Here is a 25,184-nt window from a genome sequence, read left to right as displayed (position 1 = left end):
TTTCGATCGGACTAAGAAGGCCGCTGCCAGCCATGGCAGCGGCCTTTCTTATGAAACCACTCCCGCAGTTCGCCGCTTAAGCGAATTGCGGCTCGACCGCAGGGGCTTGCGCCGGGGCATCGTCTTCGGACCGGGCTGCGCTGTAGCGATTATCGGGAACCGGCAGGCCCAGATGCGCACGGAAGGTCGCACCCTCATAGTCGGTGCGGAACAGGCCGCGCGCCTGCAAGATGGGAATGACCTTGTCGACGAACAGGTCCAGTTGCCCCGGCAGCGGCTCGAAGATGACGAACCCGTCAGCCGCGCCGCTTTCGAACCAGTCCTGCAACCTGTCCGCGACGGTTTCCGGCGATCCGACGAAGGCGCCGCGCGGTGTCGCAAGCCGTTCCGCCGCCTGCCGCAACGTCAGATTGTTCGCCCGCACATCCGCCAGAATGCGCAGCGTGCTGCTCTGCTGGCTGTTGAGGCCGATATGTTCGACATCGGGGAAGGGCGCGTCCAGATCATATTGGCGGAAATCATGGTCGTTGAAGGTGCGCGAAAGGAAGCCAAGACCCGTGTCGATCGATTCCAGCGCCGCCAGTTCGTTATAACGCGCCTCGGCTTCCTCGTCCGTGTCGCCGACGATCGGCGCAACACCCGGCAGGATCAACAGGGTGTCGGCGTCCCGGCCGAAACCCCTGGCCCGCGTCTTGACGTCGGCATAATAGGCCTGCCCATCCTCCTGCGTTGGCGCATGGGTGAAGATCACCTCCGCCCGGCGCGCGGCGAAATTGCGGCCGTCGTCCGATGCACCTGCCTGGAATATGACCGGCTGTCCCTGTGGCGTGCGCTTGATATTCAGCGGCCCGCGAACCTGGAAAAATTCGCCGTCATGATCCAGCCGATGCAGCCTGTCGGGATCGACGAACTGGCCCGTCGCCTTGTCTGCGACATGAGCGCCGTCTTCCCAACTGTCCCACAGGCCCTGGACGACATCCAGATACTCGCCCGCGATGCGATAGCGCACGGCATGGGCGGGATGTTCGGCCTTGCTGAAATTGGCGGCAGTGTCGCCCAACCAGGATGTCACCACATTCCACCCCGCGCGCCCGCCGCTCAGATGATCGAGCGATGCGAACTGGCGCGCCACGTTGAAGGGTTCGGAATAGCTCACGGTCAGGGTAGCGACCAGGCCGATATGCGAGGTCGTGGCCGCCAGCGCCGACAGGATCGTGATCGGTTCGAACCGGTTGAGATAATGCGGGCTGGACTTTTCCGTGATCGACAGGCTGTCGGCGACGAACAGGAAATCGAACTTGCCGCGCTCCGCACTCGCCGCCTGGCGTTGATAATGGGCCAGGCTGGTGCTGGCGTTCCCGTCGCGATCGGGATGGCGCCAATCGTTCCAGGTGCGTCCCACGCCATGCAGGATGAAGCCAAGCTTGATGTGCCGCTGTCGGGGCATGGAGCGTCCTTTCCATGAAAATTGAAGCCCATGGAATAAAGGCCGACAAACTGGCCGACCAACGCGCACTGTCGTGCCACTTATGATTTAGTCAAATAGGTGAAGGGTTAGACTACAGCCCCTCCGCCTCCACCCAATGGGCACTGGTGATCTGGCGCGCCAGAGTCCAGACCTGTCGCCTGATGTCGGGAACCGCGACGATTTCCCAATGCGCGCCCCGCGTCATCGGCCCGACGACGTACAGCCGTTCCTGGGCCTCGCCATCGGCGGCGATGGCGCGGCACTGGCGATCCACATCGATCCCGATCGCCAGCGGATCGGCCCTGATGTCGCCCCGGTCCGACAGGTTGCGCAACAGCGCGTCGGTCACCCGGCGCAGGTCGCCCAGCGGCCCGGTGCAGTTGATCACGCGCGCGACTGTGATCGTCTCGCTGTCGCTTGCCCCGCGCGGTCGCAGGCCGATGGCCAGGCCGTCGCCATGGGGTATGGCAGTCGAAACCTTCGCCGCGCGTACCTCCAGTCGTCCTTGCGTCCTCAGCGTGTCGAGCCGCGCCGCCACCTGCGGCGCCAACCGATGCCGATGCACATCCCAATAGGGGCGCAGGTGGCGCAGGAAGCGGCTGCGCTCGTCCGGACTGGCGGCGCGCCACATGTCGGGGGTGAAAGGCCGCAGTTCATCGACGGCGTTGCGCCAGCCGATCTGCGCGGCGCGTTCGCGAACGGCGCGGATCAGCGCAGACGCCGACCCCACCGGCCGCTCGTTCCGCACGGCATAGGGCTGCGCGGGCGCATGCGCCTGCGGCATCAGGCCGCGCCGCGACAAGGCGATGATCTTGCCCTGGAAGCCCGCGCTGTCCAGGCTGAGCGCACAATCGACGGCGGTCAGCCCGCTGCCGAGCAGCAGGACGCTATCCTGCGGCCCCAGTCCGGTGGCGATATCGGCGGCCCAGGGGTTGTTCACATAAGCCGGGTTATCTAGCGCGGCAAAGGCGGGCAGATCATGTGGCGGCAGGTTGCCGGGCGCTATCACGGCGACGTCCGCGACCAGCGTATAGCCGGATTGCAGCGCGACGAAGGCGCCGTCCTGCGCCACGACCAGGTCGATCGCCTCGTCGCTGATGACGTGGAACCGGTCCCCGGCCGCCGCGCGCGCGGCATCCAGCATCGCGCACAGATAAGCGCCATAGTCGCGCCGCGTGGCGAAGCTGCCTTCCTGCCCCAATCCCTGCGACGTCAGCCATTCCACGAAATGACCGGGCTGATCGGGCAGCGCGCTCATATTGGCGGCGCGGACATTGAGGATATGGTCGGCCTGCGCCGCGCCATAGGCAAGGCCGCGACCCAAGCGGTCCGGACGCCGTTCCACCAGTGTCACCCGCACGCTGCCATGCCGCAACAGGTTGATCGCCAGCAACACGCCGCTGAATCCGCCACCGATGATGGCGACATGGTCGACCCTCAGCATGGATCAAGCATTTCTAATGGTTCCCCCAGCATTGCTTGTGAGACATATCTCTACTGATAAAATAGATAAATTCCTATCTGTATCGAAGGAAAGACGATCATGACCCTGCTGCGTTCCCTTGGCCAGCGATGGATGCGATTGCGCGCGTCCGCGCAGCGCGAATTTCTGCGCGACCCGAATGTCATCCTGTTCGAGCGCACGGCCGAACCGGTGCGTAACAGCGCGCATGGTCGCTGATCTGCTCTCCCGGCGGCTGTTCATGGGCGCTGGCGCAGCGTCCTGCCTGATACTGGCAGGATGCGGCGCCAATCAGGCAAGTCGCCCGAAACTGCGCGTGTCCATCACCGGCAAGGGGGAGGGCGACACACGCCTGCTGTTCAAGGCGGCAGGCATACAACCCGAAGGCTTCGACCTCGCCTATAGCGAATTTCAGTCCGGCCACCTCGTCGTGGAAGCGTTGAACGGCGGTTCGCTCGACTATGGCGGGATGAGCGAGATCCCGCCGATCTTCGCCGCGGCCTCCACCATCCAGAGCTTCCGCCAGATCGCGGTCGCCCATGGCGACGTCAACAACCAGGTGGTGCTGGTGCCCAGGGGGTCGAAGGCGAAGACGATCGCCGACCTCAAGGGCAAGCGGGTCGGCTATGTCCGCGCGACGACCTCCCAATATTTCCTGATCCGCATGCTGGAGGACGTCGGCCTTACCTGGGACGACATAACGCCGGTGGCAATGGGCGTGTCCGATGGCGCCGCCGCTTTCTCGCAGGGCGCGCTGGACGGCTGGGCGATCTACGGCTTCCCGATCCAGCGGGCCATCGCGACCGAAGGGGCGCGCATCCTCAAGACCGCCTATGGCATCTTGTCGGGCAACTATCTGGTGTCGGCCCATGTCGACGCGCTGGCCGATCCGGAAAAGGCGAAGCTGATCGGCGAGTATCTGGCGCTGGTGCAGAAAGCCTATGGCTGGGCTGCCGCCCATCAGGATGAATGGGCCACGATCATCGCGCAGGATATCGGCGTGCCGCGCGCCTATGTCGTCGACCAGTTCAAGCGCAAGAGCGCCACCTATGAACTGCGGCCCGTCACGGACGAGGCCATCGCATCGCAGCAGCAGGTTGCGAATCTGTTCTTCCGGCAGAAGCTGCTGCCCAGGGCGGTCGATGTGCGCCCCCTCTGGGACGCACGCTTCAACGACGCCATTTCCAAGAGAGGCTGAAACGCATGGCGACCCAGGCAATGCACCGCGACGATGGGCTGCGAGCTTCAACGGGACCGGTCAGCGCTGAGCAACTTGACCGGCTGACCCGGCGACTGGCCGAAACCGCCGAGCGCTATGACCGCAGCGGCGAATTTCCCCGCGCCAACTTCGACCTGCTGGCGGACGAAGGGCTGATCGGCCTCACCGTGCCGCGCGAACTGGGTGGTCGCGGCGCGGGCCTGGGCGAAGCGTTGCGGGTGCTGGGCGCCGTGGCGAAAGGCGAGCCGTCGACCGCTCTCATCCTGTTCATGACCTATCATTACCACGCCACGCCGACCCGCGCACGCACATGGCCCCAGGCCATCTATGAGGAACTGGCGCGCGATGCGGTGGCGGGCAGGGGGCTGATCGGTGGCCTGCGCGTGGAACCGGAACTGGGAACCCCCGTGCGCGGCGGCCTGCCAGCCACCATCGCGCGGCGCACGGCCGATGGCTGGGCGATCAGCGGCACGAAAATCTATTCCACCGGCTCGACCGGGCTGGACTGGTTTTCGGTCTGGGCGAAGACCGACGAAGATGAGCCGCGCGTCGGCAATTTCCTGGTACGATCGGATGCGCCCGGTATCGATATCGAACCGGCCTGGGATCATCTCGGCATGCGTGCGACGGTCAGCCATGCCGTGCATTTCACGGACACGTCGACGCCCCTCGACCATGCGGTCGATATCCGCCGTCCCGAACAATGGGCTGCCGGGGCAGGCGATCCCAGTCTCGCCATCTGGAACGCGCTGGCGATTGCCACCATCTATGATGGCGTCGCCCGCGCGGCGCGCGATTGGCTGCGCGCCTATCTCAACGATCGTGTTCCGACCAATCTCGGCGCATCGCTCGCCACCCTGCCGCGCGTGCAGGAAAAATTCGGCGAGATCGAAACCCTGCTCCAGGTCAACCGGACGCTCATCCGCGATGCCGCCGCGCGACATGAAGCAGGCGATCCGCCCGGCGCGGTGGAGGTCAACAATATCAAATATCTCGCCACCGCCAACGCCATCCGTTCGGTCGAGATCGGCCTCGAACTCACCGGTAATCCCGGCATCAGCCGGAAAAACCCGCTCGAACGCCATTATCGCGATGTGCTGTGCAGCCGCATCCACTCGCCGCAATCCGACACCATATTGGTCGCCGCCGGTCGCGCGGCGCTTGGGAACTGACATGTCGCTCATCATCGCCAGCCAGCTGGACGCAGAATTCAACCGTGGCCTTGGCCAGCATCCGATCGCACCCATATTGATCGACGTCGCGGACGACGAACCGTGGAGCGCGGCCAGCGAAGCGGACGTCCTTCTGGTACGACCGACGCCCGCCTGGCGGCAATCTGCGGTGATGCGTCCACCCGCGTGGCCCGGCCGACTGAAATGGGTCTATAGCGCGTCCGCCGGGATCGACTTCTATCCCCCATGGTTGCTCGACGCGCCGATCGTTACCTGCGGGCGCGGCGTCGCGTCGGACGAGATCGCCGATTATGTCGTCGCCGCTATCTATGCCTATGCCAAAAATCTAGAAGCGATCACCGCGCGGTCCCGTGCGGAATGGATCAACGTCCCGCTCGGCCGTGTGTCCGGTACGACCATCGGCATAGTCGGCCTCGGCGCGATCGGCCAGGCCGTGGCCCGGCGCGGTCTGGCGTTGGGCGCGCAAGTCCTGGGCTTGCGCCGCACCGGCGCGCAGTCGGGGATCAGCGGCGTCGAACATGTCGGTGACATCGAAACGCTCGTGGCGCGCGCCGACCATATCATCATTGCTGTGCCCGCCACGCCGCAAACCTATCGGCTGTTCGATGCCGCCCTGCTGGCGAAGGTCAAACCCGGCGCGCACATCATCAATGTCGCGCGCGGCTCGGTGATCGATCAGGACGCCCTGATCCAGGCGCTCGATGCGGAAGGCGGGCCGGGCTTCGCGACGCTGGACGTCACCGATCCCGAACCGTTGCCCGAAGGCCATCCGCTCTACAGCCACCCCCTTGTGCGATTGACCCCGCATGTGTCGAGCAACCACACGCTGGTGCGCCATCGCCTGCTGGAAAAGATGCGCGACGATATCTCCCGCTTCGCGCGCGGCGAAGCGCCGAGCGACATCGTCGATCCCGCACGCGGTTACTGACAACGGTGCGGGCGGGAAGAATTTAAAGCGCCAGCACCGTTTCCCGCGCCAGTTCGGCCAGACGATGGGCGGCCTTATCCAGTTTCTCGCCGGATCGCAGGATCGCCGCCACGCGCGGCAGCGCGGGCAAGCGTTCATCCTCCAGTGCGGCGCTATCGTCCAGAAACAGATGGGTGCGGCAGGTAATGCCCAGTCCGGCGCCCACGGCTGCCTTCAGCGTCGCCAGATTGGGCGTCTCCACGGTGATGCGCCATTGCAGCCCCGCATCTTCCAGCGCCCGGATCGCCGCTTCGCGAAAACGGCACGGCTCCTCCAGCACGGCCAGCGGAATGATCTCGCGATCGACCAGCGCCGGGTCGCCATACCAGGCCATCGGCGCGACCGTCACGGCATGCGCGTCATTGGGCGCAGCAAAGCCCAGCACTATGTCCAGCTCACGCCGATCCAGCAGGGCCTGCAATTCCGCCGTGCCCGCCACCCGCGCATAGATTTGCGCATCCGGATGCAGTTCGGCGAAGCGCGACAGCAGGCCGGTCAGCAATGTGTCGGCAAAATCCTGCACCATTCCGATACGCGCCGGACCGGCAAAGCGCCCCGCGCTCACCGCGGCCACCGCCTCGTCGTGCAGCAGCAACACCCGTCGGGCATAATCGAGCAGCACCGTGCCCGCCGACGTCAGGTTGAGCCGACGTCCCTCCCGCAGGAACAGCGTCTGTTGCACCAGTTCCTCCAGCCGCTTGATCTGAAGGCTCAGGGCAGATTGCGTCACGAACACCTGTTCCGACGCATTGAGCATCGACCCGGTGTCGACGATGGCGACAAAGCTGCGCAGCAAGTTGGTCGGCAGATTGACCGGCACGATGAACCTCACGGGGTTGAAGGGGGAGGAGCCGATCCGAAGCCGGAAACGGAGAGGGACTTATCGCCCATGCTTATATATCAATCAAAATAGTAGAGATTTGTGAGAGCAAGGAAAAACTTGGCCGAAACGATCGACGCGCGGAAAGCCGCCGGTTTTGGCGTCAATCCGCGCCGCAGCAGCGACGAAATGAAACCTATGACGAACGCTGATAGGTCCGCCAAGAAAAACTTAATTGAATAGGTAGACAATTCATGGTGGCTTGTCCGCAGCTTCATAAAGGGCCGGACATGGCGGTTTTGACGATCAATGACAGTAACGGCGCACCGCGAGTTCGCCCGGCGTCCACGGCGCAGCGTTTCTCCATTTCGCGCTTCGGTGGCCGCTGGCTTTCGCCGGTCCTGCTGCTGCTGCTGTGGGAAGCGGGGTCGCGCATCGGCCTGATCCCCGAACGGACGCTGGCTGCGCCGTCGGCCGTGCTGGGCACGCTGCTTGAAATGGTGATATCGGGCGAATTGCCCTCCAATCTGCTGGTGTCCTTCGCCCGTGTCGCGGTCGGTCTGCTCATCGGCGTGGGGCTGGGCCTGGTGCTGGGCCTGATCGCCGGCCTGTCCCGTTCCGGCGAACTGGCGGTCGATCCGCTGATGCAGATCAAGCGCACCATTCCTGCGTTGGCGCTCACCCCGCTCTTCATCGTCTGGTTCGGCATCGGTGAAACGCCCAAGGTCGCGCTGATCGCCTTCGGCACCATCTTCCCCGTCTATCTCAACCTCTACAGCGGCATCCGCAGCGTCGATTTGCGCCTGCTCGATGCGGCGAAAAGCTTCGGCCTCAGCCGCTGGGAGCAGATCTGGCACGTCGTGCTGCCCTCGGCCTTGCCCTCGCTGCTGGTCGGCCTGCGCTACGCCCTGTCGGTGTCGATCCTGGTGCTGGTGGTGGCGGAGCAGATCAACGCCTCGGCCGGCCTTGGCTACCTCATCAACAATGCTCGCGATTTCATGCGGACCGACATCATCGTCGTCTGCCTCATGGTCTACGCCATTCTCGGCCTTGGCGCCGACTGGCTGGTCCGCACGGTCGAAGCCCGCGCCCTGATCTGGCGCCCCAGCATAGTGGAGCAATAAGCATGGACGCTCGCCTCGGTTTTTCCAAAGTGGACAGTGCTGCCCACCCGTCCCACCCCGAACCCGTCGTGCGCCTGCGCGACTTTACCCGGCGCTTCGGCGCCAACACCATCATCGACGGCCTGGACCTCGATATCGCGCCCGGCGAGTTCATCGCCCTGCTGGGCCGCTCCGGTTCGGGCAAGACCACGCTGCTGCGCACGCTGGCCGGTCTGGACGAAGTGCGCGACCAGGATGTGGAGGTCCCCGACTCCCGCGCCGTCGTGTTTCAGGACGCCCGGCTCCTGCCGTGGAAACCGGTCTGGAAAAATGTCTCGCTGGGCCTGAAGGGCGACAAGGGCCGCGACCGCGCCGAAGCCGCGCTCAAGGAAGTCGGCCTCGGCCATCGCCTCGACGCCTGGCCGCTCACCCTGTCCGGCGGCGAAGCGCAGCGCGTGGCGCTCGCCCGGGCCCTGGTGCGCGAACCGCAACTGCTGCTGCTGGACGAACCTTTCGCCGCGCTCGACGCGCTGACCCGCTACCGCATGCATGATCTGGTGTTGTCGCTCTGGCGCAGGCATCGGCCCGCCGTCCTGATCGTCACCCATGATGTGGAGGAAGCGATCGCGCTGGCCGATCGCGTGCTGGTGCTCGACAAAGGCCGCATCGTCGCCGAAGAACGCATCACCGCGCCGCGCGGCGAGCGCGCGAGCTTCGCTGGCCGCCTGCGGGAAAAACTGCTCTCCTATCTGGGCGGCGACGATCATGGCGAGGGCGTGTTTCCCTTCGCGGTCGCCGCCGAATGAGCACAGCCATCGCCATCGACCGCCCGTTGGCGGCAGCGCCGGACATCAGCCGCCTGCGCGGCTTCGTCACCGCCTTTGCCGACCTTCTCGCCGCCACCCGCGACGAACAGGCGATATTGGAAAGCGGCCGCGCGCTGCTCGGCCGCCTGATCGCCACCGACGACTGGCTACCCGAGCCATTCGCCCGGCCCAATCCCGATCGCTACCAGCAATATCTGCTCCATTGCGACAGCCGCGAGCGGTTCAGCGTCGTCAGCTTCGTCTGGGGACCGGGCCAGTCCACCCCCATCCACGACCATAGCGTCTGGGGCCTGGTCGGCATGTTGCGCGGCGTCGAGAAGGTGGAGCGCTTCCGTCGCCTGCCCGACGGGGCGCTGGTCGAAGAGGGTGAGGAGTTTCTGCACGAAGGGGCGGTGGACGCCGTCTCCCCGTGCATCGGCGACATCCATCGCGTCACCAACGGCCTTTCGGACCGGCCGTCCGTCAGCATCCATGTCTATGGCGCCAATATCGGCGCGGTCGAGCGCGCGACCTACGCTCTCGACGGCACATCCAAAAGCTTCATCTCGGGTTACGCCAACCGCGTGATCCCCAACCTTTGGGACAGATCGAAAACCGCATGACTATTCAGACCCTTGATCGCATCGGCGACCGTATCCAGACCGCCACCCCGCAGGACATCCGCCGCGCCCTGCTCGTCGGGAGCGAGATCGCCATCATCGACGTGCGCGAAGAGCATGAATTTGCGCAGGGCCATCCTCTCTTCGCCGCGCAGATCCCGCTGCGCCGCATCGATGCGGAGGCGCGCTGGCGCATCCCGCGTCTGGCGACGCCGATCATCGTCTACGACAATGGCGAAGGACTGGCGCACAAGGCCGCCATAAGGCTCGAGGGATTGGGCTATACCGATGTCCGCGAACTGGACGGGGGCCTGTCCGCCTGGGCGGCGGCCGGTTACGAACTGTTCGAAGACGTCAACAGCTACAGCAAGGCGTTCGGCGAACTGGTCGAACATCGCCGCCATACGCCCAGTCTTGCGGCGGAAGATGTGCAGGCGCTGATCGACGAAAAGGCTGATATCAAGATCGTCGACGCCCGCCGCTACGACGAATATAACACGATGAGCATCCCCACCGGCACCAGCGTGCCGGGCGCGGAACTGGCGCTGCGCGCGCGCACGATCGCGCCTGATCCCGACACCACCATCATCGTCAACTGCGCCGGTCGCACCCGCTCCATCATCGGTGCGCAGTCGCTGGTCAATGCCGGCGTTCCCAACAAAGTGTTCGCGCTGCGCAACGGCACGATCGGCTGGACGCTGGCGGGTCAGCAATTGGAAACCGGCCAGACCCGCGCCGCGCCCGAAGTCGATAGCGCCGCGATCGAGGAAGCGCGCGTTCATGCCCGCGACGTCGCCTATCGCGCAGGTGTCAAGCGCATCGGCTGGGACGAACTCGCACAGTTCCAGGCGGATACCGACCGCACCCTCTATCTCTACGACGTGCGCCAGCCGCGCGAATATGAAAGCGGCCATCTGCCCGGCTTCCGCAATGCGCAGGGCGGCCAGTTGGTGCAGGAAACCGACCATAATGCCCCGGTGCGTGGCGCGCGCATCGTCGTCACCGACAATGTCGGCCCGCGCGCGGACATGACCGCGTCCTGGCTGGCCCAACTGGGCTGGGACGTGTCGATCCTCGACATCGACTGGTCCGCGGTCGCGCTGGAAAAGGGGCCGGACGGCGCACCCACGCCACGCGGACCGGAGGGGCGCTATAAGCGGCCCTACGAAGGCACGGACAACAAGGCCGCTGCGATGCAGGCCTATCTCGAATGGGAATATGGCCTCGTCGCCCAGCTGGAGCGCGACGGCACCCACGGCTTTACCGTCATCTGAATTTTCAGGAGAATTTCCATGAGCGTCAAGTTCATCGGCTATATCGGTTTCAACAACGGGTCCGAAACGCAGGCTGCCGTGCGCAGCCGCGTGCTCGACACCGACTATGTCAACGCGGCGGCCAAAGCGCAGGAAGAGGGCGGCTTCGACCGCGTCCTCATCCCCTTCGGGTCCAACAGCCCGGAAAGCCAGATCGTCGCGGCGCATGCCGCAGCCATCACCACGAAACTGGGCTTCCTGGTTGCCCATCGCCCCGGCTTTACCCAGCCGACCGTGGCAGCGCGCCAGCTTGCCACGCTCGACCAGCTGTCGGGCGGCCGCGTCGCGGTCCACATCATCACCGGCGGCGCGGATGAGGAAATGGCGCGCGACGGCGACACCAAGACGGTGAAGGCGGAACGCTATGCCCGCACGGATGAGTATCTCAATATCCTTCGCCAGGAATGGACGCAGGCCAAGCCCTTCGACCATCAGGGCACATATTATGACATCCGCCAGGCGTTCAGCGCGATCAAGCCCGACAATCTGCCGGTCTTCTTCGGCGGCTCGTCGGATGAAGCGATCGACGTCGCGGGCCGCCATGCCGATGTTTATGCGCTTTGGGGCGAAACGCTCGAAGCGGTACAGGACACGGTGCGCGCCGTGCGCAAGTCCGCCTCGCGCTATGGCCGCGATCCCGGCTTCTCGCTCTCGCTGCGCCCGGTGATCGCCGATACGGAGGAAGCCGCCTGGAAACTGGCGGCGGAAATCGAGGAACAGGTGCGCGAAAACCGCGTCGCCGCAGGCCTGCCGATCACCGGCCATCGCCCGCCCAATGTCGGCGCGCTGCGCCTGCTGGAAACCGCCAGCGCCAATCGACAGGACAAGCGTCTGTGGACCGGCGTCGCCGCACTGACCGGCGCGGCGGGCAACAGCACCGGCCTGGTCGGCACGCCTGAACAGGTGGCCGACGCCATGCTCGATTATTATGACATCGGCATCGACCATTTCCTGATCCGGGGCTTCGATCCGCTGGCGGACTCGATCCTTTACGGCCGCGAACTGCTGCCCGTGGTGCGTCGCAAGGTCGCCGAACGCGACGCTGCCAGCTTCGCACTGGCGGGCTGATCCATGTCCAAGAAGACCGTCGTCATCCTGTCGGCGTCCCTTATCGCGGTGGCGGGCCTCGGCCTTGCCGCCGCGACCTTTAGGGGCGGCGATGACAATGTCCTGCGCGTCGCGAACCAGAAGGGGCAGGTCAGATCCATGATGATCGCGTCGGGTGTGCTGAAGGGCGCACCCTATAGGGTCGAATGGTCGGAATTTCCGGCGGCCCAGCCCTTGCTGGAAGCCGTAGGCGGTGGCGCGGCGGATCTTGGCCTGGCCGCCGACGCGCCGTTCATCTTCGCCTATCAAAGCGGCAGCCCGGTCAAGGCGATCGGGGTGCAGGCCCTCGCGAAGCAAGCGGGAGAAGCGCTGGCCATCCTCGTCAAGAACGGATCGCCGATCAAAAGCGCGCAGGATCTGATCGGCCAATCTGTTGCCACCACGCGCGGTTCGATCGGCCATCATCTCCTGCTCCAGGCACTGGAGCGAGCGAAGATACCGGCCGACAAGGTCCATGTCACCTTCCTGCCGCCGGGCGACGCCAAGGCGGCCTTCGACAGCGGCTCGATCGACGCCTGGGCCATCTGGACGCCCTATACCAATGTCGCGATCAAGGAAGGCGCCCGCGCCGTGGTCGACGCCAAGGATTATGGCTTGCCGCTTTATATCGACATCGCCAACGCCGATTCCATTCAGCCCAAGCGCGCGCTACTGGCAGATTTTCTACAACGTGAAGCCAAGGCGGTGGCCTGGGCGCGCGCGCATCCCGATCAGTTCGCGCAGGTGCTGGCAAAGGAAACAGGCCTGCCGTTGGATATCGCCCGCGCCAGCTTCGACCGGAACAACCGCATAGCCCAGCCCATCGACGCAAAGATGATCGCGCACGAACAGGCGATCACCGCTCGTTTCCAGAAGGCGGGCCTGACGGACGGCAAGCGCGACGTGGCGCAGGCCTTCGACACCAGCTTCGCCAGCACGCAGAAACAATAAGTTGGCGTAGGCAAAGACCATCTAAAGTTCACTAAAACTCATCGATCGGCGTTGGAAGTCATTTCTCAACTATATAAGTAGAAAATAGATCAAGCCCCAATGTTTCTTGGGGATATATATTCATGAAAACCGTCGCCCGCTATCTTTCCTCTACAGCGCTTGCAGCTGTCGCTTTCGGTGTCGCACCTGCGGCGGCGCAGACCGCTATCGCCCCGCAGGTGGCGGCCGACGCGGCGGCCGACGCCGGGACGATCATCGTCACCGGCGTCCGCGGTGCGCCCCGGACCGTGGCGGAAAGCCCGGCTCCGATCGACGTCGTCGGCGCGGATAAGCTCCAGGCGACGGGATCGGCCGAATTTGGCGAAGCGCTGTCGAAACTGCTGCCCTCGCTCAATTTCGGCTCGACCCATGCCGGCGTCTTTTCGATCGGCCGTCCCGTCACCAATCGCGGCCTGGCCCCGGCCTATACGCTGGTGCTGGTCAACGGAAAGCGCCGCCACAATGGGGCGTTCCTCAGCAATTCGACCGCCGATACATCGGGGTCCAACCCGGTCGATATCGACCTCATCCCGACCAGCGGCATCGACCGGATCGAAATACTCAAGGACAGCGCCGCCGCCCAATATGGCACGGACGCGATCGCGGGCGTCATCAACATCCAACTGGCCGAAAAGGAAGGGCTGAGCGGCGACTTCACCTATGGCACGCTCTATTCGGCCAATGGCAAGCCGGACAGCTGGAAGGGCACGATCCGCTACGGCACGAAGATCGGCGACGATGGCGGTTTCCTCACCGTCAGCGGCGACATCCGCAAGCGCGGCGGCGCGTGGTGGAATCTGCCCGCGACCGACACCAACCTTTATGGCCTGCCCGCAGGCCGCACCATCGATCAGGTCGTGGCGACCAGCGGCCTGACTCGCGCGCAGGTGGAAGCAAACGTCGCCGCCGCAAACGTCCGCAACGCGGCGTGGAACCGCGACGGCGCGCATAATGGCGACCCGCAGATCGAGGCGTTCAACCTGGGCTACAACGCCCAACTGCCGGTGACCGAGAATGTCACCCTCTACAGCTTCGGCACCTATGGTGAGCGCGACGCCCAGATCGGCAACAACTTCCGTCGGCCCAACAGCACCGCCAATTTCACGGCGCTGTTTCCCGATGGCTATTATCCGCTCAACAATATTGACGAAACGGATTTCCAGTTCGTCGGCGGGCTGAAAGGGACGTTGGCGGGCTGGGACTATGATCTCTCCTCCTCCTTCGGCCGCGACGCCAGCCGCCAGTTTTCGAAACTCTCCATCCGCCCCTCGCTTGGTCCCACCAGTCCCACCAACTGGCCCAATCTCGCCAATTTCGAATTTCGCCAATGGACCCATAATGTCGACCTGCATCGGGAATTCGACATAGGCCTGGCCCGGCCGCTCCAGGTTTCGGTCGGTGGCGAATACAGGCTTGATCGCTTCCGCACCTTCGCCGGCGATCCGTTGGCCTATCAACCCGCGACCTACACCTTCCGGCCGGGCGACCAGCAATATGACTGGAATGTCGGCCGTATCGCCTCGCCGGTGGTGCAGGGCGCGATCGTCCTGTCGCCCGCCGACGAAGCCGATATCAGCCGCAAGGTTTATGCCGCTTATGTCGACCTCAGCATCTATCCGCTCGACGCCTGGTATATCGGCGCCGCCCTCCGCGCCGAACATTATAGCGACGGGTCGGGCAGTCCGATCGGCCTGAAGCTCAACAGCCGCTATGAATTCAGCCCAACGCTCGCCCTTCGTGGTACGGTGGGCACCGGCTTCCGCGCGCCCTCGCTGACGCAGATCGGCTATGCCCAGACGGACGGCCGCACCTCCTCCTTCTTCAACGCCGAAACCGGCCAGACCGAACTGCGCCCCACTGTCGCCAAGCTGGTGACGGCGGACAGCACGGTCGGCCAATTGCTGGGCGCCAAGCCGCTCAAAGCGGAAAAGACCTGGAATGCAGGCCTCGGCCTCGTCTTCACGCCGTTGCCTTCGCTCTCCATCACGCTCGACGGCTATTATATCAAGATCAAGGATCGGATCGAACGCACCGGTCGCCTGTTCGGCACCGGCATTTCCGCGATCCTCGCCGCCAACGGCCTGTCGGACATCGAGCAGGCGGAATATTTCATCAATGCCGCCGACACCGAAACGAAGGGCTTCGACCTCGTCGCCGATTATGCGACCGGCCTCGGCGATTTCGGCAAGCTGGGCGTCACCTTCGCCTTCAACTACAGCAGGACGAAGGTCACCGACATCGTCGCCACGCCGTCCCAGCTGTTCGGCGCCAATGGCGCGTCGCTGCTCGGCGCAGGCTCTGTCTTCTTCGGCGGCGACAAGATCGGCGAACTCGAAGTGCTCCAGCCCCGCACCAAGCTGGTCAGCACCCTGAACTGGTCCAGGGGCATCTTCGGCGTCAGCATCACCAACACCCGCTACGGCAAATATACGCAGCGCACCGCCGCGGGCGACGATCGCTATTTCGGCGCGAAGATCATCACCGACGCCAGCATCAGCGCGAAGGTGACGGATTTCGCGACCCTGTCCGTCGGCGCCACAAACCTGTTCGACGTCCGTCCCGAAACCAACGGACCGGGCAATCCCCAAACGGGCCAAGGCTATTATGGCCCGTCGCCCTTCAATCCCGCAGGCGGTTATTATTATGGGCGCATCGCTCTTGCTTTCTGATCGCCGGACGTTCCTTGCCGGCGCCGCCGCGCTGGGCCTCGCCGCTTGCGGCGGGGGCGGGAAGGGCGGCCGCACGAAACTGGTCCTGGGCGATCAGGTCCACCTGCTCCAGTCGAAGGCGGAAGCGGCGGGCGCGCTCAAGAACCTGTCCTACGATATCGAATGGGCCAATTTCGTGGGCGCTGCGCCACTGCTCGAAGCGCTCAACGCCGGGGCGGTCGACACCGCACCAGCGGGCGATCTTCCGGTGATATTGGCGGCGGCGGCGGGCGCGCCGCTCAAGATCATCGCGGGAACACGCTTTTCCACCCGCGATATCGGCATCATCGTGCCCAAGGGATCGAACCTGCGCCGCATAGCGGACCTGGCCGGGCATCGGGTCATCGTGTCGAGCGCGCGCGGCAGCATTGCCCATTATCTGCTGCTCGAAGCGCTCAAGGAAGCGAAGGTCGACAGGCGCAAGGTCGACATCGGCTTCATGTTGCCCAATGATGCCGCCGCTGCCTTCGCCACGGGACGGGTGGACGTGTGGGCGACGTTCGGCACCTATCAGATCGCGGCGGAACTGAACGGCGCGCGACTGCTGCGGGACGGGGATGGCATCAACAGCCCCTACGCCCTGATCGCCGCATCGCAGGAGGCGCTTGACGATCCGGCCAAGCGCGCCGCGTTGCGCGACGTTCTGGCGCGTCAGCAGAAGGCTGCGCTGTGGGGAGTGGACCATGCCGAAGAATATGCCGCGATCATCGTCAAACTGACGAAGGTCGATCCCAAAGTCGCCGCCATCATGGCGCAGCGTCAGCGGGGGATACTCGTCCGGCCCGATGCATCCGTCATCAAACCGCTCCAGCATGTGGTCGACCGCTTCCACGCCGATGGCGAACTACCTGTCCATGTCGATGTCGCACGCATCGTCGATCCCGGCATTTTCCCGGCATGAGCGACACGCGCCCATCCTTCAGTTTTTCTCATTGGGCGGCCCGTCGTCCCCGCATTAGATTTGCCTGCAAAGGAGCATTGCTATGGCCACTGTCCTGAAAGACGATCGTTTCCGTCAGAACGGCATCAGCGAGGCGGAATGGAAGGTCCGCGTCGACCTCGCCGCCTTCTATCGCCTGTCCGCCCTCTATGGCTGGGACGATTTCATCTATACGCATATCTCCGCCCGCGTGCCGGGGCCGGATCATCATTTCCTCATCAACCCCTTCGGCCTGATGTTCGATGAAATCACCGCGTCCAGCCTGGTCAAGGTCGATCTCGACGGCAATGTCATCGGCGAAAGCGACTATGGCATCAACTATGCAGGCTATGTGATCCACTCGGCGATCCACGGCGCGCGCGACGATGCCCATTATATCGCGCATTTTCACAGCGCCGACGGCATGGCCGTCTCCGCCCATGCGGAAGGGCTGTTGCCTTTGAACCAGCGCGCGCTCGCGCTGATCCCGCGCCTGTCCTATCATGATTATGAAGGCGTGGCGCTCAATCTGGACGAGCGCGAACGGTTGGTCGCCGATCTTGGCGATACCAAGGTCATGCTGCTGCGCAACCACGGCACGCTGGCCTTGGGCGCATCGCCGGGCGAAGCGTTCAGCGGCATCTATCATCTGGAGGAAGCCTGCAAGGCGCAGGTCCGCACCCTCTCCATCGGCCGCGACAAGATCCTGATCGCGCCGGAAGAGGCACAGGAGGAAGTCCGCCGCCAGATCAGCCGGGAACGCAAGCCCGTGGAAGGCGGCAAGTCCCATTACGACCTCGTCTGGGAAGCCGCGCTGCGCAAGGCGGCGCGCCAGTCCCCCGGTTTCGACGCCTGATCATCAAGGAATCGCCATGTCCCAACGCCAATTGAAACTGGGCCTGGTCCCGACCGGGGTCGGCGGCCCCGGCGACAGCAATCGGTGGCTCGACACGGATATTCCGGTCGATGCCAGCGTCAGCATAGACTGGTATATCGATGTCGTGCGCCAGGCGGAGGCGGCGAAGTTCGACCTCGTCTTCATCGTCGATAGCCAGTTCATCACCGCGAACTCGCCGCCCCATTATCTCAACCGGCTGGAACCGCTCACCCTCCTGTCGGCATTGGCCGTGGCGACTAGGCATATCGGTCTGGTCGCCACGCTCACCACATCCTACAACGATCCGTTCAACCTCGCCCGCCGCTTCGCCTCGCTCGATCTCATCAGCAAGGGGCGCGCGGGCTGGAATGTCGTCACCAGCGGCGACGCGGGTACGGCAGGCAATTTCAGCCAGCCCGAACATTTCGACTATGACACCCGCTATCGCCGCGCCGTCGAATTTCTCGATGTCGCACGCGGCCTGTGGTCCAGTTGGGAGGAGGGCGCGCTCGTCCGCGACCGCACCACCGGCCAGTTCCTGGACGCGGACAAGCTCCATAGCCTCGACCATCGCGGCGAATTTTTCCAAGTGGCGGGACCGCTCAATCTCCAGCGATCGCCGCAGGGTGAACCCGTCATCTTCCAGGCGGGGGATAGCGACCAGGGTCGCGATCTGGGCGCGACCGTCGCCGACGCCATCTTCACCCACGCCGCGACGATCGAGCAGGGACAGGCCTTTTACGCCGATCTGAAAGGCCGCGCCGCGCGGCAGGGCCGTAACCCGGACAATATCGTTATTCTGCCCGGATTCTTCGTCACGGTCGGCGATACCGATGCGCAGGCAAAGGAGATCGAAAACCACTATCGCCAGCTCGACCAAAGTTTCGATCAGGCGCTGGCGGAATTCGGTCGCCCCTTTGGCTGGCATGATTTCCGACAATATGATCCCGACGCGCCTTTCCCGGTGCAGGCGCTGGAATATGCCAAAAGCAGTTTCTACACCCAGGCCAGGAAGATCACCGAACAGGCCGTCGAGCAGGGATTGACCTTGCGCCAGGCGGTGGAGCGACTGCGTGCCGGGCGCGGCAGTCCCTTCGTCGGCTCGGCCGAAACGGTAGCGAATACAATCCAGCGCTGGTTCGAAGGACGCGCGCTCGATGGCCTCAATGTCCATCTCGGCCATCCGGCGCAGTTCAGGCGCTTCGTCGCGGAAGTCGTGCCGATCCTGCAGGAACGTGGGCTGTTCCGCACCGACTACACCGCTGATACGCTGCGCGGCAATCTGGGGCTGCCTATCCCCGAAAGCCGCCACAAGCCCGCACCCGCCCGACGCGATGCCGCATGATCGGATGAAAATTCTTCCTATCTTTTGATGGCTATATCTTGCCCCGATGCGGCAGCGTCGGGACGGCGTGGGATCGATACCGCACCGCCCCGATCACGGGAAATCACGCTACAGGATCAGGCTGCGGAACAACCGCACTGTCAACCTCGATCCGACGCCGTCCGCCATAGCGCGCATAGAGCGTCGGCAGGACGAACAGCGTCAGCAGCGTCGCGGAAATCAGGCCGCCGATGACCACCGTGGCCAGTGGCTTCTGCACTTCCGCCCCGGCCCCGGCGCCGATCGCCATCGGCACGAAGCCAAGGCTCGCCACCAGTGCGGTCATGATCACGGGGCGAAGCCGCTGCGTTGCCCCGACGCGGGCGGCCTCCATCCGGTCCATGCCCGATCGCATCAGATCCTGGATCGAAGACAGCATGACCAGCCCGTTCAACACCGCGATCCCGGACAGGGCGATGAACCCCACGGCGGCGCTGATCGAAAAGTCCATGCCGCGCAGGAACAGCGCCAATACCCCGCCCACCAGCGCCATCGGCACGCCGGTGAACACGATCGCCGCATCCCGCACCGATCCCAAGGCAAGATGGAGCAGCAGCAATATCAGGATGAAGCAGGCCGGCACCACCAGTTGCAACCGTTCCCGCGCGGACGCCAGATTTTCGAACTGGCCGCCCCATTCCAGATAACTGCCCGCAGGCAACCGAACGTCGCGCGCAATGGCGGCCTGCGCGTCCTCCACCACGCCTGCGATGTCGCGCCCGCGCACATTGGCCTGAACGACGACGCGACGCTTGCCATTTTCCCGACTGATCTGGTTGGGACCATCGATCACGCGGATATGCGCGACACTGGCGAGCGGGACGAAGCGACCGCCCGGCACCGGCATCTGGATCTGGCCCAATGCCGCAATGTCGGCGCGCTGCGCGTCGGACAGGCGGATCACCACCGGAAAGCGCCGGTCGCCTTCGAAGATCATCCCCGACACCCGGCCGCCGATCGTGGCCGTCACCATATCCTGCACATCCTGCGCAGTGACGCCGACGCGCGCCATTGCGTCGCGATCGACCCGAATGTCCAGCATGGGAAGGCCTGCCGTCTGCTCGACCTTCACATCGGTCGCGCCTTCCGTGCGGCGCAGCACGCCCGCAATCTTCGCTGCCGTCCTGTTCATGGCGTCGAAATCCTCGCCGAAGACCTTGACCGCCACATCGCCACGCACCCCTGCGATCAGTTCGTTGAACCGCATCTGGATCGGCTGGGTGATTTCATAGGCATTGCCGGGGAAATGGTGGAGTTTCGTCTCCAGCCGCTCGACCAGTTCCGCCTTGGGCAAGGACGGATCGGGCCACTGGTCGCGGGGTTTCAGGATCACGAACATGTCGGTGGCGTTGGGCGGCATGGGGTCGGACGCCAGTTCCGCCGTACCCGTCTTGGAAAAGACGAAGCGGACTTCCGGCTGCTGGCCGATCATGCGTTCGATCGGTCCCTGCATCGCCTGGCTCTGCTGCACCGATGTGGCGGGAATGCGCAGCGCCTGGATCAGCAGATCACCCTCGTCCAGTTGCGGCAGGAATACCTGCCCCAATGACAGGAAAGCGGCGACAGCAACGGCGCACCCGGCCAGCCCTGCGCCAATCGTCACCTTCGGCCGTTGCATCGCGCGTTCAAGGCCGGGTTCGTATCGGGCCTTGAGCCAGGAGATGATCCGCCCGTCCTTCTCCTCGATCCGCTTCGAGAGCCATATGGCGATCGCGGCGGGCACGGCGGTCAACGACAGCACGAAGGCGAAGGCCAGTGCGATGATGACGGTCAGGGCCATCGGCACGAAGCTTTTGCCCTCGACCCCGGTCAACGTCAGCAACGGCACATAGACGAGCATGATGATGGCCTGGCCATAGACGGACGGGCGGATCATCTCCCGTGCGGCCGTGGCCACGGTATCGAGCCGTTCGTCCGTCGTCAGCAGTCGGCCTTGCCGATGCTGCGCTTGCGCCATGCGGCGTAGCGCATTTTCCACGATGATGACGGCGCCGTCGACGATCAGTCCGAAATCCAGCGCCCCCAGGCTCATCAGGTTCGCGGACACACCGATCTGGAGCATGCCAAAGCCGGTGAGCAGCATCGTAACCGGGATCACCATCGCCGCGATCAACGCCGCGCGCCAGTTGCCCAGCAGGACGAACAGAACGACGATGACCAGCAACGCGCCTTCGGACAGGTTCTTGGCCACCGTGCCGATCGTCGCGTTGACCAGCGCCGTGCGATCCAGCACCGGCTCCACGATGACATCGGGCGGCAGCGACGCGTTGATCGACTTCAGTCGATCGGCGACGGCAGTGGCGACGGTGCGGCTGTTTTCGCCGATCCGCATCACCGCCGTGCCGACGACAACCTCAGTGCCGTTTTCCGAAGCCGACCCCATCCGCACCGCCTGTCCCGTCTTCACGGTCGCGACCTGGTTCAACGTGATCGGCACGCCTTCGCGCGTCGCTACGACGATGCGCGACAACTCGGTCGCATTGCGCACCAGCGCATCGGATCGCACTGCCAGCCCTTCGCCATTCCGATCGATGACGCCGCCGCCCACGCTGCTGTTGTTGCGCTCCAGCGCATTGCCGAGGTCCGTCAGCGTCAGCCCCAGCGCGGCCAGGCGCTGGACATCGGGTATCACCATATATTGCTTGGAATAGCCGCCGATGGAATCGATCCCCGCCAGACCCTTGGTATTCTTCAGCAGGGGCGCGACGATCCAGTCCTGCGCGGTGCGCAGATAGGTCGCCTTGTCGATGTCGGTGGTCAGCCGGTCGCCTTCCGGCGTGATATAGCTGCCATCGGGCTGCATCCCCGGTTCGCCGGGCAGATGCGTGTCGTCCCGGCGATGCTCCAGCCGGACGGTCCACATATAGACTTCGCCCAGGCCCGTGGCGATTGGTCCCATTTCCGGCGCGACCCCGTCGGGCAGGCTTTCGGTGACCCCGCTCAGCCGTTCGCCCACCTGCTGCCGCGCGAAATAGATGTCGGTCGCCTCATCGAAGACGGCCGTGATCTGGGCAAAGCCGTTACGGCTGATCGATCGCGTATGGTCCAGACCCGCAATGCCTGCCAGCGCATTCTCGATCGGAAAGGACACCTGTTTTTCGACCAGTTCGGGCGACAGCGCGGGCGCGCGGACATTGATCTGCACCTGATTGTTGGTGATGTCCGGCACCGCGTCGATCGGCAGGCGATGCAGGGCGAAGCCGCCAATGGCGGCGGCGATGGCGGTCAGCAGCAGGACGAGCCAGCGCCTGCGGACCGCCCAGTTGACGATAGGGGCGATCATCGCTCAATGATCCTCATGTGTCGCTTCGCCCTTGCCGAGTTCGGCCTTGAGCGTGAAGCTGTTGGTCGTGGCGATCCGTTCGCTGCCGCGCAGGCCCGATCGTATGATCACCATGGCGCCGCTCGACTGCCCCAGCGTCACGGGCGTCGCCTGGAAACCACCGGCGGTCCGCACGAAGATCATGGGCTTCCCCTCGACCGTCTGCACGGCGGTAGAGGGCACGCGGATCGCCTTGTCGCCCCCTTCGCCTGAAAGCTGCACGGCGGCCATGACCGGTTCGCCTGCGCGCCATTGGCCCCCTCGGTTGTCCAGCATCGCGACCACGGGCACCAGCCGCGTCTGTTCGTCCAGCACCGGCGACACGAAGCGCACGCGCGCGGTCGCCTGACGCCCCGACGCGGTTACCTGCACGCTGTTGCCCGGCTTCACCTGCCCGGCATCGCCCGGCTGAAGCTGGAGCGAGAGCGACACCGTCGTCAGGTTGGCGATGCGATAGAGTTCGGCATTGGCGTCGACCGTCTGGCCAAGCGCGACGCTGCGCGCAATCACCTGCCCGGCGGCGGGCGCGCTGATACCGATCCGGTTGAGGCCGCCGCCACCGCCGCCCGCCGCCGACAACTGGCCGATCGCCTGGTTGTAGGCGATACGCGCCTCCGCTGCCGCCGTCCGTGCGGCGATCAGATCCTGCTCGGGCGACACGCGCTGCGCGAACAGCCTTTGTTCACGGGCGAGGTTGGAATTGGCCAGCGTCATGCGCGCGCGCGATGCCTCGACCTCGCCCTTCATCTGCGCAGCCTCGCGGCTTTCGATCACGGCGAGCGTCTGGCCGCGACCGATCGTTTCGCCCAGATTGCGCGTCAGCGACACGATGCGCCCCCCGATCGCAGCGGACACGACATGCATGGCCTGCGGATCGCTTTCGATGGTGGCGGGCATTTCCAGCGTGCCGGACCCTCCGATCGTCGGGCCGCCGATCTGGATGCCCGCCGAAGCGATCTGGTCGTCCGTCAGGACCACCTTGCCTTCATCCTCATGGGCGGCGTTTTCGGCATGCTCCTTGTCTTCACTCGGGGCGGCTGTATTGCCCGCATCCCCGCCGCCGCCACAGGCCGCCAGCATCAGGGCAAGGGGCAGCGGCAGCAGGGCCGCATGGATTTTCATCATCGTCATCGATCAATTATCCTGTTGCGGCGCGGGAGCGGTCAGGCGCTCCAACCGGGCCTTGGCATTCTGATAGGCGGCCAGCGCATCGATCGCCGCGAGCCGTGTGTCGGCCAGCGTGCGCTCCGCATCCAGCAGGTCGAGTTGGCCGAACTTGCCCTCGCGATAGCCGATGCGGGCAATCCGGGCGGCCTCCTGCGCGGCGGCAAGGGCAGGGCCCTGCGCGTTGCGGGCCATGGTCGCGCCGATATCCGCCTGCGCCTGCGCATCGGTGATCGCCTGCTCGACATCCAGGGCGGTCATACGCCGCTCGGCTTCGACCTTGCGTCGTTCGGCATGGGCCTGCGCGATGCCCGCCCGACCCGCATTGAAGAGCGGGATCGGCATGGAGATGCTGAACACCGCCGCCACATCGTTGGTCGCGGACAGGCGGCGAACGCCTGGCCCGACCGTCAGGTCGGGGATGCGTTGCGAGCGGGCGAGCCTTATGCCCGCATCGGCCGTCGAAAGATCCGCATCCGCCGCCGCCAGCGCCAGCGTCCCGCGACTGTCCACGGGCGATGGTCCCTGGATCGCTGCGGGAAGTTGATCGATCATATCGGCGTCCAGCGGCGCGTCGATCGGTTGGCCTATTCGCCGGGCCAGATTGGCCTGCGTCGCATCGGCCAAACGCTTCGCCTTGTCCGCATTGGCCTGCGCGTTGAGGCGGGCGACGGCGGCACGCTGTTCTTCGATCGGCGACGCCCGTCCGGCTCGGACCCGCAGCGCGGCGGCGTCCAGCGCATTTTGCGCGATGCGCAACTGGTCGTCGGCAATGGCCACGCGCCTCTGCGCCGCGACCGCCTCTATATAGAGCGCGGTGATTTGCAGGCGGACGTCGGCCTCCACGATCGCCGCGCCCAACCGTGCGCGATGCGCCTGCGCGTCCGCCACCGCCATGCGCGCGGGGCGTTTGCCGCCCAGTTCGATGGGGATGCTGAGGCCAACCGTGGTTTCGGCCTGGCTGAAACCGTCATAGGGGCCAGACCCGGCAATATTCTCGACCTCGGTCTGGACGGTGGGGTTGGGGCGCAGGCCCGCCACCGCGCGCGCGGCTCGGGCGGCGTCTATGTTCGCCTTTGCAGCGTCGGCGGCAGGCGCGCTGGCGCCAGCCGCAGCCAACGCCTGGTCCAGTGTAAAGCGCGCGCGGGCAGGGTCGGATGCCACGGCGGCACCCTCCTGCGCCTGCGCGATGATGACGCAATGCGCAGCGGCCAGAAAGACCGCGATGATTTTATGCATGGATGACATCCTGATCGAATCGCATCGGGCCGCGCCCTGCAAAACAGGCCGCGACCGGTGGAACGTCGATCAGGCGATAGGGGGTCTCAGGTCCGGCCCGGCAATCCAGCGACCCATCGCTGACCTGTCCTGCGGCTTGGCCGGCGTGCTGAGGAAGGCGAGGATATTGGGCGCCACGCTTCTGGCAGGCAGGAAAGCGGCGGCGCCATGGCAACTGCCATGGTGATGCGTGACCGCCCTGTCGCTGTCGCCGGGCGCACGATCGTCATCGGTTTCGCTATGCACATAGCCCGAACATTCGATGTCGAACGCCCCGGCCAGTTCGCGCGCATGAATGGCCGTCGCCGTGGTCAGCGACGCCAGCAGCAAGCAGACAAACAGGAAGGTGCCACGAAACATCGGCCCTGCCCTAACCGATTTGCCGATCCTTGTCATGGTAAACTGCGACGCTTGGCCCATAGGGAATTTCCAACTGGACGCTTGGCAGGCGATGGAACATAAAGGGAACATAGTGAGCGATTCGA

Annotated in this window: 22 protein-coding genes; 15 read left to right on the top strand and 7 right to left on the bottom strand. The window is 64.9% G+C overall.

The features are described 5' to 3' along the window. Positions 1-76: 76 nt before the first annotated feature. Both U5A82_RS13355 and U5A82_RS13350 read right to left on the bottom strand, forming a co-directional pair. Entirely contained in the window at positions 77-1,447 is a 1,371-nt protein-coding gene (locus U5A82_RS13355) for an LLM class flavin-dependent oxidoreductase (RefSeq protein WP_326291340.1), read from the bottom strand. Positions 1,448-1,559: 112 nt separating this feature from the next. Further along, a complete protein-coding gene (locus U5A82_RS13350; RefSeq protein WP_326291339.1) occupies positions 1,560-2,912 on the bottom strand; it encodes an FAD/NAD(P)-binding protein in 1,353 nt (450 codons plus the stop codon). A gap of 99 nt (positions 2,913-3,011) precedes the next feature. On the opposite strand from U5A82_RS13350, the gene U5A82_RS13345 reads away from it, so the two are divergent. The 4 genes from U5A82_RS13345 to U5A82_RS13330 are packed head-to-tail and all read left to right on the top strand — an operon-like array spanning position 3,012 to position 6,270. Then, positions 3,012-3,149 carry a hypothetical protein gene (locus tag U5A82_RS13345; RefSeq protein ID WP_326291338.1) on the top strand — a complete coding sequence of 46 codons (138 nt, stop codon included), beginning with the start codon at positions 3,012-3,014 and terminating at the stop codon, positions 3,147-3,149. Continuing rightward, complete coding sequence (locus tag U5A82_RS13340; protein ID WP_326291337.1) at positions 3,139-4,128, top strand: ABC transporter substrate-binding protein; 990 nt, start codon at positions 3,139-3,141, stop codon at positions 4,126-4,128. The genes U5A82_RS13345 and U5A82_RS13340 overlap by 11 nt, the downstream gene beginning before the upstream one ends. Positions 4,129-4,133: 5 nt before the next feature. Next, the gene (locus U5A82_RS13335; RefSeq protein WP_326291336.1) at positions 4,134-5,321 is read left to right on the top strand and encodes an acyl-CoA dehydrogenase family protein; all 1,188 of its coding nucleotides are present in this window, start codon (positions 4,134-4,136) and stop codon (positions 5,319-5,321) included. Position 5,322: 1 nt separating this feature from the next. After that, the gene (locus U5A82_RS13330) at positions 5,323-6,270 is read left to right on the top strand and encodes a D-isomer specific 2-hydroxyacid dehydrogenase family protein (RefSeq protein WP_326291335.1); all 948 of its coding nucleotides are present in this window, start codon (positions 5,323-5,325) and stop codon (positions 6,268-6,270) included. Between the two features lie 22 nt (positions 6,271-6,292). Here the strand turns inward: U5A82_RS13330 and U5A82_RS13325 are convergent, their stop codons facing one another. Continuing rightward, positions 6,293-7,129 carry a LysR substrate-binding domain-containing protein gene (locus U5A82_RS13325; protein ID WP_326291334.1) on the bottom strand — a complete coding sequence of 279 codons (837 nt, stop codon included), beginning with the start codon at positions 7,127-7,129 and terminating at the stop codon, positions 6,293-6,295. A 120-nt stretch (positions 7,130-7,249) separates the two neighbouring features. Between U5A82_RS13325 and U5A82_RS13320 the strand changes: the two genes are divergently transcribed. From U5A82_RS13320 to U5A82_RS13270, 11 genes are all read left to right on the top strand, one after another. Then, complete coding sequence (locus tag U5A82_RS13320; RefSeq protein WP_326291333.1) at positions 7,250-7,372, top strand: hypothetical protein; 123 nt, start codon at positions 7,250-7,252, stop codon at positions 7,370-7,372. A gap of 47 nt (positions 7,373-7,419) precedes the next feature. Beyond that, a complete protein-coding gene (locus tag U5A82_RS13315; RefSeq protein WP_326291332.1) occupies positions 7,420-8,253 on the top strand; it encodes an ABC transporter permease in 834 nt (277 codons plus the stop codon). Between the two features lie 2 nt (positions 8,254-8,255). Continuing rightward, positions 8,256-9,038 carry an ABC transporter ATP-binding protein gene (locus tag U5A82_RS13310; RefSeq protein ID WP_326291331.1) on the top strand — a complete coding sequence of 261 codons (783 nt, stop codon included), beginning with the start codon at positions 8,256-8,258 and terminating at the stop codon, positions 9,036-9,038. Beyond that, entirely contained in the window at positions 9,035-9,661 is a 627-nt protein-coding gene (locus U5A82_RS13305) for a cysteine dioxygenase family protein (protein ID WP_326291330.1), read from the top strand. The genes U5A82_RS13310 and U5A82_RS13305 overlap by 4 nt, the downstream gene beginning before the upstream one ends. Then, the gene (locus U5A82_RS13300; protein WP_326291329.1) at positions 9,658-10,932 is read left to right on the top strand and encodes a rhodanese-like domain-containing protein; all 1,275 of its coding nucleotides are present in this window, start codon (positions 9,658-9,660) and stop codon (positions 10,930-10,932) included. Before U5A82_RS13305 ends, U5A82_RS13300 begins: the two co-directional genes overlap by 4 nt. A gap of 18 nt (positions 10,933-10,950) precedes the next feature. After that, the gene (locus U5A82_RS13295; RefSeq protein WP_326291328.1) at positions 10,951-12,039 is read left to right on the top strand and encodes an LLM class flavin-dependent oxidoreductase; all 1,089 of its coding nucleotides are present in this window, start codon (positions 10,951-10,953) and stop codon (positions 12,037-12,039) included. Positions 12,040-12,042: 3 nt separating this feature from the next. After that, positions 12,043-13,008: an ABC transporter substrate-binding protein gene (locus U5A82_RS13290; protein ID WP_326291327.1), complete on the top strand. Its 966-nt coding sequence runs from the start codon at positions 12,043-12,045 to the stop codon at positions 13,006-13,008. A gap of 122 nt (positions 13,009-13,130) precedes the next feature. After that, positions 13,131-15,716 (top strand): TonB-dependent receptor plug domain-containing protein, encoded by a 2,586-nt coding sequence (locus U5A82_RS13285; protein WP_326291326.1) that lies wholly within the window; start codon positions 13,131-13,133, stop codon positions 15,714-15,716. After that, positions 15,691-16,656: an ABC transporter substrate-binding protein gene (locus U5A82_RS13280; protein ID WP_326291325.1), complete on the top strand. Its 966-nt coding sequence runs from the start codon at positions 15,691-15,693 to the stop codon at positions 16,654-16,656. Before U5A82_RS13285 ends, U5A82_RS13280 begins: the two co-directional genes overlap by 26 nt. A gap of 82 nt (positions 16,657-16,738) precedes the next feature. After that, complete coding sequence (locus tag U5A82_RS13275; protein ID WP_326291324.1) at positions 16,739-17,530, top strand: class II aldolase/adducin family protein; 792 nt, start codon at positions 16,739-16,741, stop codon at positions 17,528-17,530. Positions 17,531-17,546: 16 nt separating this feature from the next. Continuing rightward, on the top strand, positions 17,547-18,896 hold the full coding sequence (locus tag U5A82_RS13270) for an LLM class flavin-dependent oxidoreductase (RefSeq protein ID WP_326291323.1): 1,350 nt from the start codon (positions 17,547-17,549) through the stop codon (positions 18,894-18,896). A gap of 103 nt (positions 18,897-18,999) precedes the next feature. Here U5A82_RS13270 and U5A82_RS13265 read toward each other — a convergent pair whose 3' ends face one another. The 4 genes from U5A82_RS13265 to U5A82_RS13250 all read right to left on the bottom strand — a co-directional run bounded on the left by U5A82_RS13265 (position 19,000) and on the right by U5A82_RS13250 (position 25,059). Next, positions 19,000-22,218, bottom strand: coding sequence for an efflux RND transporter permease subunit (locus U5A82_RS13265; RefSeq protein ID WP_326291322.1), 3,219 nt, complete (start codon positions 22,216-22,218; stop codon positions 19,000-19,002). Positions 22,219-22,221: 3 nt separating this feature from the next. Beyond that, a complete protein-coding gene (locus U5A82_RS13260; protein WP_326291321.1) occupies positions 22,222-23,388 on the bottom strand; it encodes an efflux RND transporter periplasmic adaptor subunit in 1,167 nt (388 codons plus the stop codon). A 3-nt stretch (positions 23,389-23,391) separates the two neighbouring features. Then, the gene (locus U5A82_RS13255) at positions 23,392-24,660 is read right to left on the bottom strand and encodes a TolC family protein (protein WP_326291320.1); all 1,269 of its coding nucleotides are present in this window, start codon (positions 24,658-24,660) and stop codon (positions 23,392-23,394) included. A gap of 69 nt (positions 24,661-24,729) precedes the next feature. Next, the gene (locus U5A82_RS13250; RefSeq protein WP_326291319.1) at positions 24,730-25,059 is read right to left on the bottom strand and encodes a hypothetical protein; all 330 of its coding nucleotides are present in this window, start codon (positions 25,057-25,059) and stop codon (positions 24,730-24,732) included. Positions 25,060-25,184: the final 125 nt, after the last annotated feature.

The organism is Sphingobium sp. CR2-8 (genome assembly GCF_035818615.1).
Lineage (GTDB): Bacteria > Pseudomonadota > Alphaproteobacteria > Sphingomonadales > Sphingomonadaceae > Sphingobium.
Note: the sequence above shows the minus strand (reverse complement) of the source record. Positions and strands in the feature narration are given on the sequence as shown.